Genomic DNA, 14822 nt, shown 5'->3' with positions numbered 1-14822 from the left:
CTCATACATAAGCAGTAGAACTGCTTACTCCCAAGAGAACGGAGGTTTTTTGATCTATGCTGATCAATGCTGTGTTCCAGGGTGGAGGGGTTAAAGGTATCTCGCTGGCGGGTGCAGTAAAGGCTGCAGAGGAGAATGAAATTGTATTCAACCGTGTAGCAGGTACATCATCGGGGGCTATTGTGGCTGCTTTATTGGCTGCAGGATACTCGGCTGATGAAATGAAAGCCGTCATTGAGAAAACCCCCTTGGTCAAGTTGTTGCGTCGTTCTCGTGTGTTTAACATCAAGTGGATTGGACCGGCTGCTCGCGTCTTCCTGAAAAAAGGGCTCTACTCAGGGGAAGCACTGGAGCACTGGGTACGTGAGCTGTTGCGGGCCAAGGGCGTGCGTACGTTCGCGGATTTGCCCCCTGGCAAGCTGCGTATTATTGCATCAGACATCACGAATGGCCGCATTTTGGTGCTCCCTGAGGATATCAAACGGTTTGGTATCAATCCCTCTTCGCTCGAGGTCGCCAAGGCCATTCGAATGAGCACAAGTATCCCATATTTTTTTGACCCCGTCATGTTAAGGCTTGATTCTGCATTAGCCAAGGGGAAAACATTTTCCCAGCAATTTGTGTTTGTTGTTGATGGAGCTTTGTTAAGCAATTTGCCCCTGTGGCTTTTTGATGAGCCTGTCAACGAACGTGAAGCCAAAGCCATTCCAACGGTCGGATTTCAGATGGTCGGCCGGACGGGAACAGAAACCAAGGTTTCCTATATCCGGGGGCCATTAACAATGCTGCAGGCTATTTTTGATACGATGCTATCGGCACACGATGAACGTTATATTGAGCAGGAGAACCGGTACCGGACAATTAAAATCCCGACGCTGGGCATTCGTACCGCACAATTCAACATCTCTCCAGAGCAGAGCGAGTTATTGTATACTTCCGGTGTGCAGGCAGGGGAAGCCTTTTTCCACAAATGGAGCATTACGACTTATCAACAGCAGTATAGCAAGTACCAATTGATGAAAAATACGATGTATGCTATGAAATAGAGTATGCCATGAAGTAAGCATTCACCGGGAGTTAAAACTGGATCTATAAGATAAAAAAGGAGCCTCTTCCCGGCCATGCTTTTTCACGGGGGCGGCTCCTTTTATACTAACTGCTTATAAGATTTTGACCTGCTTAGTGATACTTGGGCTGCTCTTCCTCATTTTTGCCCTTAGAACCTTCAATAACATGAAAAGGATACGTTTTGCGCTTGCTTGAAGTTTGCTGCTGGCGTGCGTTGGCTGTTTTGGCCATTGTACGTGCAGAAGGCTTGATTTTGGGGGCTCGGCCGCCTCGTCCTGGTGAAAATTTGTACAATAGAAAAATAACGGTGAAAACCAGGGCAGGAACCAGTAAACTAAGGAGAACACCTGCTCCTCCATTCCATACCATATTGACAATTCCGTATGCACCCAAAGCGAGGGTGAGCCAGAAAATAAGCGCATGTCTGTTCATCATTTACTCATCCTTTCACAGGATCAAGGACCGGGCTGTTCAGGGTCTCCTTTGCAGGTACTTTTTCCAGCTCGGCATCCAATTCAAGCATACGCTTGAATGAAGCGATGGATACCTCCACTTGATCATCGGTTGGTTCTTTGGTGGTTAGCAATTGCAGCCACAGACCGGGATAACCCAAATAACGAAGTACCGGAATTTCCCGCAGGGCATTGGTGAGCTTGAGAAATTCAAAAGAAAGCCCCAGCACGACCGGAAGCAGCAAAAGCCGTTGTCCCATACGCTCCCACAAACTATCATACGTAAATAAGGAGTAGACGAGTACCCCGATAATCACGGTGAGCATAATGAAGCTGCTGCCGCAGCGATAATGCAGTCGGCTGTATTTTTGCACATTGGCTGGAATGAGCTCTTCCCCTGCCTCAAATGCGGTAATTACTTTATGCTCCGCCCCATGATATTGAAACAGTCGTTTGATCATAGGAGTTTGAGAAATTCCCCATAAATAAGCAAGCAGCAGAATCAGCTTAATCGCTCCTTCGGCAAGATTATGCAGAATCTGGCTGTGGAATAAATTTTTAAACAGGAAGTTTTCCACGACAACCGGAACGAGTGTTAACACAATTTTGCCGAACAAAAAGGATAAAATCCCAACCGCGGCCACGCCTATGATCATACTCAAGCTCCAGCGAGACTCTTCTTTTTCCTTTTGCAGCGCGCGTTCTTCTGGATCGAGTTCATCCTCCGCATAGGCATCAGCTGAATAATTTAGATGCCTGGTACCCTTGGCGCTGGAATCGATGATGCTTACAATACCGCGCAACAGCGGTATTTTACGGAATTTGGATGCCCAGGATAGTTCCTTGCGCGGTACTTCCAAATATGTGATTTCGCCGGTTTTGCGGCGAACTGCCGTAACATTGACACGCTTGCCTCCGAACATGACCCCTTCAATAACGGCCTGACCGCCGTAGCTTACAGGCTTGGATGCTTGTGACAACCGTCTCACCTCTCTTTTTACGTGCTTTTTTGTATATTGTATCGAATTTGGAAGGGAATATCTAGTTGTGGCAAATGAATAGGTGGGGCATAGACCGCTTCAAGCTCGGATCATCCTTCTGATCGCTGTTATTCCCGGATTTTTTTGATTGATTAAAAGATGTAGAGGTTAAAATCCGTGAATAAAGGCGAACGCCAACGCTTCTCCCAAGCTTTCCGCTGCTACCCGCCGCTCCATTTGTTTTGAGTGGGGGAGTAATGAACAAGAACTCACTAACGTCAGTGTTAAACTCATCCCTTTGGAGCATACTACCTGTAAAATGATGCACAAATCCAAATGGAAATTCATTTTTTCCATAATGTCAAAAAGTTTTGCAACATGAAAGGGGAACCAGCGTCATGAGTGAAACCTATTCTGTACCCAAGGGAAGACAGGATCAGGAGGAATCCCGTCAAGCCCAGGACCAGCGCAACCATCATCGCGACAGCAAAAGTGGCGGACAACAGTCAGGCAAGATACATACACCGCTCATTCCTTATGCACTTGAGCTCGGTTTTTTTGCAGGTTTGCTCTGGGGCCTGCTGCGTTGGCTGTTTTATACGCTCCATTTTACGATTGTGGCCCCCGGCTTTTTGGCAGAGCCGTTTTTCAAGCACTCGTTCATGAACACAATGGCAGGGCATCTGGTAGGTTTGCTGTTTTTTATCGGACTATCCGTTATCGCGTCATTACTGTACACACTGATGTTTCGCCGACTTAATGGACCCGTGCCCGGTATTGTTTATGGTCTGGTCTGGTGGGCAATTTTATTTGTATTAACAGGTCCCAAGCTCGGAATGATGAACCCACCTTATCGATTAACATGGAATTCCTTATATACTGAAATTTGCGTGTTTTTACTGTGGGGCTTGTTTATTGGATATACGGTCGCTGTAGAGTATACGGATGAAAGAATGCGCGAGCCTAACAAAGCTGTGGACTAATGTAACAAAAACTTCTCAAGCGCCTATCCCCTGTGTTAAAATAGCATTTGGTTATTTGACTGGGGGGAGCGGAATGAAAGATGAAGAATGACCGGGTGTTAAAGCTGCGGCAGGCGATGGGCGAGCATAACCTGCGAGCGATGCTGATTACCAGCCCTGTCAATCGCCGATATTTGACAGGCTTTACAGGCTCGGCAGGTTATGTGCTGATAACTGAATCCCATAGCTATCTGCTGACCGACTTTCGTTATATGACGCAGGCAGCCGAGCAGGCCCAGGGCTTTACGGTGATACAGCACGCTGCACAGGTCATGGAAACCGTGAAAGAATTGCTGTCCTCCCATCAGATTCGTGAAACAGGTTTTGAGCAGGAAGATGTATCTGTAGCGACGCACAAAGCTTACAGCGAAGATTTGTCACCTGCTAGGCTGATTCCGGTGTCGGGCATTGTGGAAAAGCTGCGGGTATACAAGGATGCGGAAGAGCTAGAAATCATGCAGCGGGCAGCAGATTTGGCAGACGCTACATTTGCACACATTTTACCTTACATCAAACCAGGTGTCAGCGAGCGTGAGCTGGATCTGGAAATGGAATTCTTCATGCGCAAACAAGGTGCTACTTCTTCTTCATTTGACACGATCGTCGCATCCGGTGTCCGTTCGGCTTTGCCTCATGGCGTAGCCAGCGACAAGCTGGTGCAGGCGGGCGAACTGATTACGTTTGATTTTGGCGCATTGCTGGATGGCTACTGTTCCGATTTGACACGCACCGTAGCTACACAAGGGGATTTGGCGCCTCAGCTGCGTGAAATCTACGATATTGTGCTCAAGGCGCAGCTTAACGCACTGGAACATATCAAGCCGGGCATGACAGGTCGTGAAGCGGATTCACTGACTCGCGATATCATCGCAAGCCATGGCTATGGAGACCATTTCGGTCATAGCACAGGTCATGGTCTGGGGATGGAAGTGCATGAATCCACACGTCTGTCGAAGGCGAGTGACGATATTCTGGAGCCAGGTATGGTCGTAACGATTGAACCGGGTATATATGTACCAGGATTGGGCGGCGTGCGGATTGAGGATGATATCGTTATTACAGATAGCGGCATCAAGGTATTAACACACTCAAGCAAAGAATTTACAGTCGTTTGATAACGATAACAGTCCTGTAGGAGGGGTATTTTAGTGATTAACGTTAATGATTTTAAAACAGGTTTGACCGTCGAGGTAGACGGAGATATTTTTACGGTGCTGGATTTCCAACACGTAAAACCGGGTAAAGGAGCAGCATTCGTACGCTCCAAACTGAAAAATTTGCGTAACGGCAACACAGTTGAACGTACATTCCGTGCAGGTGAAACGATTGGCCGTGCACAAATTGAAAATCGTGGTGTATCTTATCTGTATGCAAGCGGAGACGATCATACATTTATGGACAACGAAACATACGATCAATTTACATTGTCCAGTGAACAACTGGAATGGGAGCTGAACTTCCTGAAAGAAAACATGAATGTAAATATTGTCAGCTATAACGGAGAAATTCTGGGTATTAACCTGCCTACCAGCGTAGAACTGAAAGTAACCGAAACAGAACCGGGTATTAAAGGGAATACGGCCACAGGCGCGACCAAAAATGCCAAACTGGAAACAGGTCTGAATGTTCAGGTTCCTTTGTTCATCAACCAAGATGATGTCCTGTTGATTGATACTCGTGACGGCAAATACATGTCCCGCGCATAATTGAGTATAGCTTTAAGATGTCCTCTGCCCTGTTAAGGGCAGAGGATATTTTTGTAAAAACTTAAAATGAAAAAACATTGGCTCCGCACAGTACTTTCGTATTATACTGTACAAAAGTTATGCCGCAGGATGTCACGTTCGAGTCGGTTGATGCCATCTCAAGGTTACATACTGTTGAGTCTGAAGGAGTGAATATCGTTGTCTTTGTATGTCATGAAATTCGGAGGCAGTTCCGTCGGAGATACGGAACGCATGAAGCGTGTGGCAAAACGCGTTGTTGAGAAACAGAGTGAAGGGCATCAATGTGTAGTGGTCGTTTCCGCAATGGGAGACACGACAGACGAATTGATCGACCAGGCCAAATTGCTGAATGAGCAGTTGCCTGCACGCGAGCTGGATATGCTGATGACAACAGGTGAGCAAATTTCGATTGCATTATTGTCGATGGCTATTCAGCAGTTGGGTCATGAAGCGGTATCATTTACGGGATGGCAAGCTGGATTCCGTACAGAATCTGACTTTGGCCGGGCACGAATTACGGATATTCATCCCCAGCGCGTGCTGGATGCATTGAGCAGCAACAAAATTGTCGTCGTAGCCGGATTTCAGGGGATGTCTGCTGACGGAGAAATTACAACTCTGGGACGCGGGGGCTCTGATACGACGGCGGTAGCGCTGGCTGCCGCGATCCAGGCGGATGCATGTGAAATTTACACAGATGTGGATGGCATATATTCCACAGATCCACGGATTGTGAAGGTTGCACGCAAGCTGAAAGAAATTTCATACGATGAAATGCTGGAATTGGCTAATCTGGGTGCGGCTGTATTGCATCCCCGTGCAGTAGAATATGCCAAACATAATCGGGTACCGTTGGTTGTGCGCTCGAGTTTTACCCACAATGAAGGAACGGTTGTAAAGGAGGATGCAGTTATGGAGCAGGGCGTTGTAGTTAGTGGGATTGCATATGATAAAAATGTGGCAAGAATCAGCATTTTGGGCGTCGCCGACATCCCTGGTGTGTTAGCAAAAGTGTTCGGAACACTGGCAGCAGCCAAAATTGACGTAGACATTATTGTACAGAGCGGCGTTGAAGCGGGCAAAGCAGACTTCTCCTTTACAGTAGCTCTAACGGACCGTGAAGCAGCACTGAAAACGCTGGAAGGAATTCGCGCAGAGCTTCCATACCGTGAAGTAACGTCTGAGGAAAACCTGGTAAAAGTCTCTATTGTAGGCGCAGGCATGGTCAGCCATCCTGGGGTTGCAGCGCAGATGTTTTCCGTTTTGGCAGAGCAGGGCGTTAGTATTAAAATGGTAAGTACATCTGAAATCAAAGTATCGTGCGTTATTGAGGCAGGTAAGCTGCATAATGTGATTCAGGCGCTGCACACAGCGTACAATCTGGATACTGAAGAGCAAGCATTTGTAGGTGGACCGAAGGACCGCCGATAACCAAGTCCCCTATTATAAATGGCTGTGCGCCAAGGTTGTGTGGTCAGGTCATGGCTGGTAAACTATATGTTTTCTATTTATAGATTCCTAATCATAGAATATGGCAGTAGGTTAAGAGGTTGTCCACCCAAGTAAGTATGACTGTGGGGCAGCCTCTTTTTGCTGTAAATCTATCTTTCACTGTCGAAGAGCATCCCTTAGCTGACAAGGCTTTGGGGTGCCCTTTTTTGATTTCTGCAAATGCAGCAATGTAGGCTGAGCAAAGGAATAGAATACCTGTTAAACGTTGATCACAGCGGTGGAATCATTGTCTCGGTTTTCGATATATTTTCGGCATAAAAAGCGAGAGTCAGCCATAGACTTGTCTTAAAGAAAAAGGACAACTGTGAGGGGGCGGCATCGATATGGAATGGCTGGAATTATTTCCCGAACCGTTGCACGGTATACTCGAAAATCTTCCAGAAACGGTATTTAAGCTACTGGAAGAAATTCGAGTCCGGGAAGGAAGGCCGCTGGAAATTAACACGAATGGGGAACATCATTTTGTAACGTCCGCAGGCAGGCTGACTTTGAATCATGTGGAAGCCTATCAACCTAACCGGGAGGATGCCCGTCGTTTGCTGGATTTTATCAGCAATCATTCCCTGTATACCATGGAGGAAGAGCTTCGCAAAGGCTTTATTACGATTCCTGGCGGTCATCGTATAGGGTTGGCGGGAAGGACCGTGCTCAGTAGAGGACGAGTAGAGCATTTGAGGGATATAAGCAGCTTTAATGTAAGAATTGCCCGGGCAATTCCCGGCATAGCTGATCGGATACTGCCTTATGTAGCGGAGCGAAAGTCCGGGAAAATCCGGCATACGCTTATTTTGTCCCCGCCTCAGCATGGTAAAACGACACTGCTTAGGGACTTGGCCCGGCAGCTAAGCTATGGAGGGCTGGACAGTAGTGGAGGACGGCGAAGGGGACTCAAGGTCGGCATCATAGACGAGCGCTCCGAGATTGCTGGCAGTCACAAGGGCGTGCCCGGTTTTGATGTCGGCCCCCGGACCGATGTATTGGACGGATGTCCGAAAGCAGAAGGCATGATGATGATGATTCGCTCGATGTCGCCCGATGTGCTCATTGTCGATGAAATCGGGCGGCCCGAGGATGCCGAGGCAGTGCGTGAAGCGCTTCACGCGGGTATCACGGTTATTGCCTCTGCACACGGCCGTGATGTAGCCGATCTGGCGACTCGTACTGCTCTTGCCGGATTAACAGCAGGGCAGGAGCTGTTTCAGCTCTATGTCATGCTGGAGAGGACGAGCCGGGGCGTCTCCTTCCGGCTGGCAGATGCCAAGCAGCGCAGGCTGACACTGCCCGGAGAAGGACAGAACGGGGGCCTATCCTATGCTTAAGCTGCTGGGGGCCGCGTTGATCCTATTGGCTGCAACGCTGGCAGGCTGGCAGCGGGCAAGGCAGTTTGCGATGAGGCCGCGGCAGATCAGGGAATTGATTCTCGCGCTGCAAAGACTAACCACCGAGGTTTCCTATGGGGTGTCCCCGCTGCCGGATGCTTTCGCCAAGACGGGAGAGCCGCTGCGAGAGCCGCTGCGTACCTTGTTCATGCAAGCTTCACGCCGGATGCACCCCTCTTTTGGCCTGACCGCCAAAGAAAGCCTGCATCAAGCGATTGAGGATTCGTGGGGCCGTTCCGCTATGCAGCAGGCTGAGAAGGAAGCAATGCGGCAGCTTGCATACAGCCTCGGAACCAGCGACCGTGAAGACCAGATCAAGCACATTGCGCTGACTATCCAGCAGCTATCCCATGAAGAAGCGCAGGCGCAGGCAGATCAGGTAAGATACGAGCGCATGAGTAGAAGCCTGGGACTGCTGATCGGAGCATTGATCGTCATTTTGATCTATTAGCGGGGTGCTCGAATGAATTTAGAAGTGAACGCGATCTTCCAGATTGCCGGAATTGGCATTATTATCGCCATGATTCATACCGTACTTAAGCAAATGGGAAAGGAAGACATGGCCCATTGGGTAACGGTTATCGGTTTTGTGGTGGTGCTGTTCATGGTGGTACGAATGCTGGATAACCTTCTGCAAGAGATCAAATCAATCTTTCTTTTTCAGTAGGTGGATACATGGAAATCATTCAGGTGGTGGGATTTGCCCTCATTGCCACAATCCTCATCCTGGTCCTTAAGGAACAGAAGCCAATGTTTGCCTTTTTAATTGCAACCGCTGCGGGCGTCATCATCTTTTTGCTGCTGATTGGCAAGATCGGATCAGTAGTTGCCGTGCTGGAGCGACTGGCCAGGTCTTCAGGCATGGACATGATTTATTTTAAAACCGTACTGAAAATTATCGGTATCGCTTATATAGCCGAATTTGGAGCGCAGATCGTGCGGGATGCGGGACAGGACGGCATGGCCTCCAAAATTGAGCTTACGGGAAAGGTACTCATTATGGTGCTTGCCATCCCGATTATCAGCATAATTATTGACACAATTCTGAAGCTGATGCCCGCCTGAGGGGGTGATGCCATGAAAAGGCTGGGGGGCATGCCGAATCTCAAAGTAATTGCGGTTTTGCTGCTATGTCTTTGGTGCGCCTCAGCAGCGGTCATCTTTGCTGACACACCTTCCAGCGAATGGATCAAACAACAGGCGCAGCAAATGCCCAAAGATGAGGTTGAACACTATTGGAATGGATTAATGCAGCAGTATGGCGGATTTTTCCCTGATCAAAAAATGCCTTCCTTCATGGACATGCTTCTTCCGGGCGGCGAAGGGTTCAGTATAAAAAGTGTACTCAGCGCTATAGTTGATTTTTTCATCCATGAAATCCGGGTCAATGCCAAGCTGCTCGTCACGATTGTCATGCTCAGCATTATGAGCATGGTGCTGGAAACGCTGCAAAGCGCTTTTGAAAGCAAGCAGGTCAGCAAAGTCGCCTATGCCATCGTGTACATGGTTATTATCATTCTGGCCATTAACAGCTTTAGTGTGGCGATTGGTTATGCCAAAGAAGCCATTGATAACATGATTCAATTCATGATGGCGATGCTGCCTTTGCTGTTTACTATGCTGGCCTCGATGGGAAACGTCGTCACGGTTTCTGTCACCCATCCGTTGATCGTATTTATGATTCACACGGTCGGGGCGGTCATTCATACGCTGGTTTTCCCGCTGCTCTTCTTTTCGGCCGTGCTGTACCTGGTCAATTCGCTGACAGGGAAGTATAAGCTGACTCAATTGGCCGATTTGCTGCGAAAGGGTGCAGTAGGGGTGCTGGGGGTGCTGCTGACGACTTTTTTGGGAGTCATTTCGGTGCAGGGCTTGACGTCGTCGGTTACCGACGGATTAACGATCCGGACAGCCAAGTATATTACAGGCAGCTTTATTCCGGTGGTTGGCAAAGCGCTGGCGGATGCGACAGATACGGTCATTTCGGCCTCGCTGCTTGTAAAAAATGCCATTGGCCTGGTCGGGGTCATCATCATCTTGTTCCTGTGCGCTTTTCCTGCCCTCAAAATACTGACGCTTGCCCTCATTTATAAAGTGACGGCCGCTATCATGCAGCCTTTGGGTGAAACACCCATTGTGGAATGTCTGGATGCGATTGGCAAAAGCATGATTTATGTTTTTGCGGCGCTGGCGTCCGTGGGCTTAATGTCCTTCCTTGCGATTACAGTGCTGCTGGCGGCAGGTAATATGACGGTCATGATGAGGTGAGCGACTGCATGGAATCCAACAGAAGGAGGGGAATGACGTGACCTGGCTGGGAGGATGGCTCAAGGAACTGGTGCTGATTGTGCTACTGGCTTCTTTTGTCGATATGATCTTACCGAGCCGATCCATGGAAAGGTATGTCAAGCTCGTACTCAGTCTGCTCATACTGCTGACGCTGCTTTCGCCGATCGCACGATTGCTGAGCACCAGTCCCTCTGAAATTTTGGGGCAGGCCTTTGATCTTCAACGCCAGGCGGAGATGAACCAGAGAGAGCCGACATTGGAGGAGATTCTAGCAAAAGCCAGCAAGCTGAAGCAGCAGCAGGAGCAGAACTCCATGCAATGGGCTGGCAATGAGGTAGCCAAGGAAATGAAAGCCCAGCTGGAGGAGTATACCGGCTTACCCATTCATTCGGTACAAGTCACACTCGCACAGATCGAACAGAAGGAATCGGGATTAAAGGCAGAAACAGGCATTCAGTCTGTAGTGGTCCAATTAGCAGAGCAGCGGGCAGCAAATGAACATAAAAACACGGACGCCCCGCCCGGTGCGGATTCCAAGCCCATTAAGATCGAGCCTGTAGCTGAAAAAACGGTAAATATCCGCATAGTGCCAATATCGGCGAATGCTTCCGATCAGGATAAAGATGCACAAGAGAATACCCGTAATGAAAACGCTAAAGAGGCAACGGCAACAAGCAAGCAAGCTTTTGGCTTAATAACAGGGTTGTTGTGGGAAAAATGGGGGATTGACAGCAAACAAGTGCAGGTGTTTCTTGCGCAGAACGGAACACAAAAATGGTAACAGGAGGTGAGCAGAAATGGGCAAATGGTTAAAAAAACTGGAGAAATGGATGGGGGGAGGGGAGGAGGGAGCCAAAAGGTTCAATTCATTTCGCTGGCTGCTTATTCTGGGTCTGATCGGTGTTGCCATTATGCTTTTTAACTCATTCGTCAATGTGAAAAAAGTAGATCCGGAAAACGTAGGGCGTGAACCGCCTGGCGTCATGAAAAATGAGACCGTACTAGAGACAGCGGCAGGGGAAGGAAGCGCTTTTACAGGTATCGAGAGGGTTTTTGAGGACAATATGAAGCAGATGCTCGAGCAAATTGTAGGCGTAGGAACAGTGGATGTCATGGTTACCGTAGACTCCACCGAAGAAATTATTGTTCAGCGCAATGTGAAGGATATGCAGGAGGAGAATAACGAAACAGACGCCAATGGAGGCCAAAGGCATACCACCCAATATACACGCGATGGAGAAATAGTCACCTATGAATCATCCGGCGGCAAGCACACCCCGATTATTACCAAAAAAGTAAAGCCGCAGGTGAGGGGAGTACTCGTTGTGGCCAGGGGGGCAGAAAACCCGACGGTGAAACAGCTCATTATTGACGCTGTGCAAAAGGGGCTTAACGTGCCTTCTTACAAAATATCGGTTGTGCCGCGCAAGCAGGGATAATAAGGATTGCAGAGGCAAGCCATTAATATTTTTACCATTAATGAATCTGGAGGACAGAACATGAATAATAAAAGACAAACCGTCTGGTTGGTATCCATGCTGAGTTTAATGGTTGTACTGTCTGCGTATTATTTGTTTACAGAGGATTCAAGCCCGGCAAATCCGCCGGTGGCAGACAGTGAGCAGGTGACCAAGGTTAAGCAGGATACCGCACAGGAAGCTACGACGAAGGCAGAAGAACAAATGAACGAGCTGAAAGTGAATGAAGTGGTGACGAATGGGGAGGTCAATGGCGAGACAGCTTCTACCTCAAAGTCAGACACCGGAACAAAAGCCTCAAAATCGGATAAAGATACGGCAGCTGCTCCATCTGCTGAGTCGTCTGCATCAGCTTCAAATACGGCTGCGGCCCAAACGGATGCAACAGCCAAAAGTGGAGATAAAAAGGCCTCTACAGCCAAAACCGATCAGCAGGTGCTTGACCAAGTGGCAACTGAACAAGAAGCTAAACCTACAGCAGCAGCTGTCATTGATAACTATTTGCTGGAACGGGATGTGGAAAATCAGAAGAAAAATGACGAGCTAACGACTGCAATGAACGACAGTTCACCAAAGAAAGCGGCGGAGGCGCAAAAAGAATTGCATGTACTGGAAGACAAACAGGCAAAAATTACCGGAATTGAAGAGGAGCTTCAGCAGCAATTTGCCAATGCGGTTGTCCGTGAGGAAGACGCTGACAAATATAAAGTAGTCGTGCTGAGTGAGAAATTGGATGCGAAACAAGCGGTGACCATTCTCGATAAAGTCATGAAGGAGCTGAACGTAACGCAGGACAAAATCAGTGTGCAGTATGTTACACAATAAGACAAAAATCGTGAAAAAGCCCGGATATCTGCATAATCCCGGGCTCTTTCCATTTTTAATGATTGTGATATAATACATAAAGCTGTTTCAACAATGTTATCAGCAACCGGCAAAATGCTGAAGGAGTGATTAATAGAGATGTTTAAATTAAGCGAGATTAAGGAATTGATCAAGCTGGTGGATGAAACGTCTGTTCATGAGCTTGAGATTGAAAATGAAGGAACTCGTCTGTTGATCCGTAAACCGGGCAAAAGCGAGATTGTTACTGTACAGGCTCCTGTGGCAGCACCTGCTTATACTGTGGCACCGCAAGCTTCGATTCCGACTTCGCAAGTACAGCCTGGGGCTGTACAACCAACTGCTGAAGAAACCAAGGAATATGCCAGCAATCTACATAAAATCGTATCTCCGATGGTAGGAACTTTTTATATTTCTTCATCCCCGGATGCGGCTCCTTATGTGAGTATCGGCAGCAAAGTGAGCGATAAAACAACGGTATGTATCATTGAAGCGATGAAGCTTATGAACGAGCTGGAAGCTGAAGTAAAGGGCGAGATTGTGGAAATTTTGGTCGAAAACGGACAGTTGGTCGAGTATGGCCAGCCATTGTTCCTTGTGAAGCCGGAGTAAGTAGCTTGCCCTGAGCCCACATTCGAGGGGTTGGCAGGACTGCTCCCAGGGAGGATAAAGTCATGACATTTCAAAAAATACTGATTGCGAACCGCGGAGAGATCGCGGTTCGTATCATTCGCGCTTGCCGCGAAATGAATATTTCGACGGTTGCCGTATATTCGGAAGCCGACAAGGATTCATTGCATGTGCGTCTCGCAGACGAGGCTTACTGTATTGGACCGACGCTGTCCAAGGACAGCTACCTGAATTTTACGAACCTGATGAGTGTCGCCACATTGACTGAATGTGATGCCATCCATCCAGGTTACGGATTTTTGGCGGAGAACGCCGACTTCGCTGAAATTTGCGAATCGTGCAATATTACGTTTATTGGCCCTTCTCCCGAGGCGATTAACAAAATGGGGGACAAGGCTGTAGCGAAGCAGACAATGAAGGATGCCGGAGTGCCGGTCATCCCGGGTTCAGATGGGCTGGTAGAGGATCTGCAGGATGCGATCAGCATTGCACGCGACATCGGTTATCCCGTGATTATCAAGGCTACTGCAGGTGGCGGCGGTAAAGGGATTCGTATTGCGGAGGATGAGGATACCCTCATTCAGCAAATTACGACTGCCCAGCAGGAAGCGCAAAAAGCGTTTGGTAATGCGGGTGTATATCTTGAAAAATATTTGACCGGTATGAAGCACGTGGAAATTCAGATTATAGCGGACAAGCACGGCAATGTTGCGCATTTGGGTGAACGCGACTGCTCTGTGCAGCGCCGCCGTCAGAAGCTGCTAGAGGAAGCGCCATGTCCTGTACTTTCACCGGATGTACGCGAAGCAATGGGACAGGCGGCCGTTCGTGCAGCTTTGGCCGTTCAATATTCTGGCGCGGGTACACTCGAATTTTTGCTTGGACCGGACAATCAATTTTACTTTATGGAAATGAATACACGTATTCAGGTAGAACATCCCGTAACGGAGATGATTACCGGTGTAGACCTGATTAAGGAAATGATTTCGGTTGCAGAAGGGAAGCCGCTATCATTTACACAAGACGAAGTCACTATTAATGGCTGGGCGATAGAGTGCCGTATTAACGCTGAGGACCCCGATCGCAATTTTATGCCTGCACCAGGTAAAATCGGATTTTATCTGCCACCAGGCGGCCCCGGGGTACGCGTAGACAGCGCAGCTTATCCGGGTTATAGTATTCCTCCTTATTATGACTCCATGATCGCCAAACTGATTGTGTGGGCACCGACACGGCAGGAGGCGATTGCCAAAATGAAGCGGGCTTTAACTGAGTTTGCCGTTGAGGGGATACCGACTACGATTTCTTTTCATCAGCGCTTGCTGGAGCATCCGACCTTTATTAAAGGCGATTTCGATATTAAATTTTTGGAGGAAAACGAAGTTTAATCGGTATATTTCCTCGGTTTGTCATAATGAACGTCAAATGATATAGTATGGATA

General features: G+C 48.3%; 17 protein-coding genes. 15 read left to right on the top strand and 2 right to left on the bottom strand.

Going from position 1 to position 14822, the window contains the following annotated elements; all coding sequences use genetic code 11:
• The first annotated feature begins 56 nt into the window (after nucleotides 1–56).
• Nucleotides 57–1046, top strand: a complete 990-nt coding sequence (locus tag JO375_RS09780; protein WP_229524290.1) for a patatin-like phospholipase family protein — start codon at nucleotides 57–59, stop codon at nucleotides 1044–1046.
• A 133-nt stretch (nucleotides 1047–1179) separates the two neighbouring features.
• Here JO375_RS09780 and JO375_RS09775 read toward each other — a convergent pair whose 3' ends face one another.
• Both JO375_RS09775 and JO375_RS09770 read right to left on the bottom strand, forming a co-directional pair.
• The gene (locus JO375_RS09775; RefSeq protein ID WP_229524289.1) at nucleotides 1180–1500 is read right to left on the bottom strand and encodes a hypothetical protein; all 321 of its coding nucleotides are present in this window, start codon (nucleotides 1498–1500) and stop codon (nucleotides 1180–1182) included.
• Between the two features lie 7 nt (nucleotides 1501–1507).
• A complete protein-coding gene (locus JO375_RS09770; protein WP_229524771.1) occupies nucleotides 1508–2500 on the bottom strand; it encodes a DUF1385 domain-containing protein in 993 nt (330 codons plus the stop codon).
• A gap of 398 nt (nucleotides 2501–2898) precedes the next feature.
• On the opposite strand from JO375_RS09770, the gene JO375_RS09765 reads away from it, so the two are divergent.
• The 14 genes from JO375_RS09765 (at nucleotide 2899) to accC (ending at nucleotide 14768) form a co-directional block, all read left to right on the top strand.
• Nucleotides 2899–3483, top strand: a complete 585-nt coding sequence (locus tag JO375_RS09765; RefSeq protein WP_229524288.1) for a YqhR family membrane protein — start codon at nucleotides 2899–2901, stop codon at nucleotides 3481–3483.
• Between the two features lie 80 nt (nucleotides 3484–3563).
• Complete coding sequence (locus JO375_RS09760) at nucleotides 3564–4637, top strand: M24 family metallopeptidase (protein WP_229524287.1); 1074 nt, start codon at nucleotides 3564–3566, stop codon at nucleotides 4635–4637.
• Between the two features lie 33 nt (nucleotides 4638–4670).
• The gene (gene efp / locus JO375_RS09755) at nucleotides 4671–5228 is read left to right on the top strand and encodes an elongation factor P (protein ID WP_229524286.1); all 558 of its coding nucleotides are present in this window, start codon (nucleotides 4671–4673) and stop codon (nucleotides 5226–5228) included.
• Between the two features lie 198 nt (nucleotides 5229–5426).
• The gene (locus JO375_RS09750; RefSeq protein WP_229524285.1) at nucleotides 5427–6680 is read left to right on the top strand and encodes an aspartate kinase; all 1254 of its coding nucleotides are present in this window, start codon (nucleotides 5427–5429) and stop codon (nucleotides 6678–6680) included.
• 404 nt (nucleotides 6681–7084) lie between these two features.
• Nucleotides 7085–8080 carry a stage III sporulation protein AA gene (gene spoIIIAA, locus JO375_RS09745; protein WP_229524284.1) on the top strand — a complete coding sequence of 332 codons (996 nt, stop codon included), beginning with the start codon at nucleotides 7085–7087 and terminating at the stop codon, nucleotides 8078–8080.
• Nucleotides 8073–8591 carry a stage III sporulation protein SpoIIIAB gene (spoIIIAB, locus tag JO375_RS09740; protein WP_229524283.1) on the top strand — a complete coding sequence of 173 codons (519 nt, stop codon included), beginning with the start codon at nucleotides 8073–8075 and terminating at the stop codon, nucleotides 8589–8591. The genes spoIIIAA and spoIIIAB overlap by 8 nt, the downstream gene beginning before the upstream one ends.
• A 12-nt stretch (nucleotides 8592–8603) precedes the next feature.
• Nucleotides 8604–8807, top strand: coding sequence for a stage III sporulation protein AC (gene spoIIIAC / locus JO375_RS09735; RefSeq protein ID WP_010345636.1), 204 nt, complete (start codon nucleotides 8604–8606; stop codon nucleotides 8805–8807).
• An 8-nt stretch (nucleotides 8808–8815) separates the two neighbouring features.
• The gene (gene spoIIIAD, locus JO375_RS09730; protein WP_229524282.1) at nucleotides 8816–9205 is read left to right on the top strand and encodes a stage III sporulation protein AD; all 390 of its coding nucleotides are present in this window, start codon (nucleotides 8816–8818) and stop codon (nucleotides 9203–9205) included.
• Nucleotides 9206–9217: 12 nt separating this feature from the next.
• Nucleotides 9218–10408: a stage III sporulation protein AE gene (spoIIIAE, locus tag JO375_RS09725; protein ID WP_229524281.1), complete on the top strand. Its 1191-nt coding sequence runs from the start codon at nucleotides 9218–9220 to the stop codon at nucleotides 10406–10408.
• 37 nt (nucleotides 10409–10445) lie between these two features.
• Nucleotides 10446–11210, top strand: coding sequence for a stage III sporulation protein AF (gene spoIIIAF / locus JO375_RS09720; protein ID WP_229524280.1), 765 nt, complete (start codon nucleotides 10446–10448; stop codon nucleotides 11208–11210).
• A gap of 16 nt (nucleotides 11211–11226) precedes the next feature.
• A complete protein-coding gene (gene spoIIIAG, locus JO375_RS09715; RefSeq protein ID WP_229524279.1) occupies nucleotides 11227–11868 on the top strand; it encodes a stage III sporulation protein AG in 642 nt (213 codons plus the stop codon).
• Between the two features lie 60 nt (nucleotides 11869–11928).
• Nucleotides 11929–12732 (top strand): SpoIIIAH-like family protein, encoded by an 804-nt coding sequence (locus JO375_RS09710; protein WP_229524278.1) that lies wholly within the window; start codon nucleotides 11929–11931, stop codon nucleotides 12730–12732.
• A gap of 138 nt (nucleotides 12733–12870) precedes the next feature.
• Nucleotides 12871–13362, top strand: a complete 492-nt coding sequence (gene accB / locus JO375_RS09705; RefSeq protein ID WP_229524277.1) for an acetyl-CoA carboxylase biotin carboxyl carrier protein — start codon at nucleotides 12871–12873, stop codon at nucleotides 13360–13362.
• A 62-nt stretch (nucleotides 13363–13424) separates the two neighbouring features.
• Complete coding sequence (gene accC, locus JO375_RS09700; protein WP_229524276.1) at nucleotides 13425–14768, top strand: acetyl-CoA carboxylase biotin carboxylase subunit; 1344 nt, start codon at nucleotides 13425–13427, stop codon at nucleotides 14766–14768.
• Nucleotides 14769–14822 lie beyond the last annotated feature (54 nt).

The sequence above is a fragment of the Paenibacillus farraposensis genome (genome assembly GCF_020736845.1).
Classification (GTDB): Bacteria; Bacillota; Bacilli; order Paenibacillales; family Paenibacillaceae; genus Paenibacillus; species Paenibacillus farraposensis.
The sequence above is the reverse complement of the archived record's forward strand: the minus strand, read 5'-3'. Positions and strand labels throughout refer to the sequence as shown.

Coding starts and splice junctions, on each gene's coding strand:
- JO375_RS09780 (WP_229524290.1), top strand. CDS start 57: ATGCTGATCAATGCTGTGTTCCAGGGTGGAGGGGTTAAAGGTATCTCG.
- JO375_RS09775 (WP_229524289.1), bottom strand. CDS start 1,500: ATGAACAGACATGCGCTTATTTTCTGGCTCACCCTCGCTTTGGGTGCA.
- JO375_RS09765 (WP_229524288.1), top strand. CDS start 2,899: ATGAGTGAAACCTATTCTGTACCCAAGGGAAGACAGGATCAGGAGGAA.
- JO375_RS09760 (WP_229524287.1), top strand. CDS start 3,564: ATGAAGAATGACCGGGTGTTAAAGCTGCGGCAGGCGATGGGCGAGCAT.
- spoIIIAA (WP_229524284.1), top strand. CDS start 7,085: ATGGAATGGCTGGAATTATTTCCCGAACCGTTGCACGGTATACTCGAA.
- spoIIIAB (WP_229524283.1), top strand. CDS start 8,073: ATGCTTAAGCTGCTGGGGGCCGCGTTGATCCTATTGGCTGCAACGCTG.
- spoIIIAC (WP_010345636.1), top strand. CDS start 8,604: ATGAATTTAGAAGTGAACGCGATCTTCCAGATTGCCGGAATTGGCATT.
- spoIIIAD (WP_229524282.1), top strand. CDS start 8,816: ATGGAAATCATTCAGGTGGTGGGATTTGCCCTCATTGCCACAATCCTC.
- spoIIIAE (WP_229524281.1), top strand. CDS start 9,218: ATGAAAAGGCTGGGGGGCATGCCGAATCTCAAAGTAATTGCGGTTTTG.
- spoIIIAG (WP_229524279.1), top strand. CDS start 11,227: ATGGGCAAATGGTTAAAAAAACTGGAGAAATGGATGGGGGGAGGGGAG.
- JO375_RS09710 (WP_229524278.1), top strand. CDS start 11,929: ATGAATAATAAAAGACAAACCGTCTGGTTGGTATCCATGCTGAGTTTA.
- accB (WP_229524277.1), top strand. CDS start 12,871: ATGTTTAAATTAAGCGAGATTAAGGAATTGATCAAGCTGGTGGATGAA.
- accC (WP_229524276.1), top strand. CDS start 13,425: ATGACATTTCAAAAAATACTGATTGCGAACCGCGGAGAGATCGCGGTT.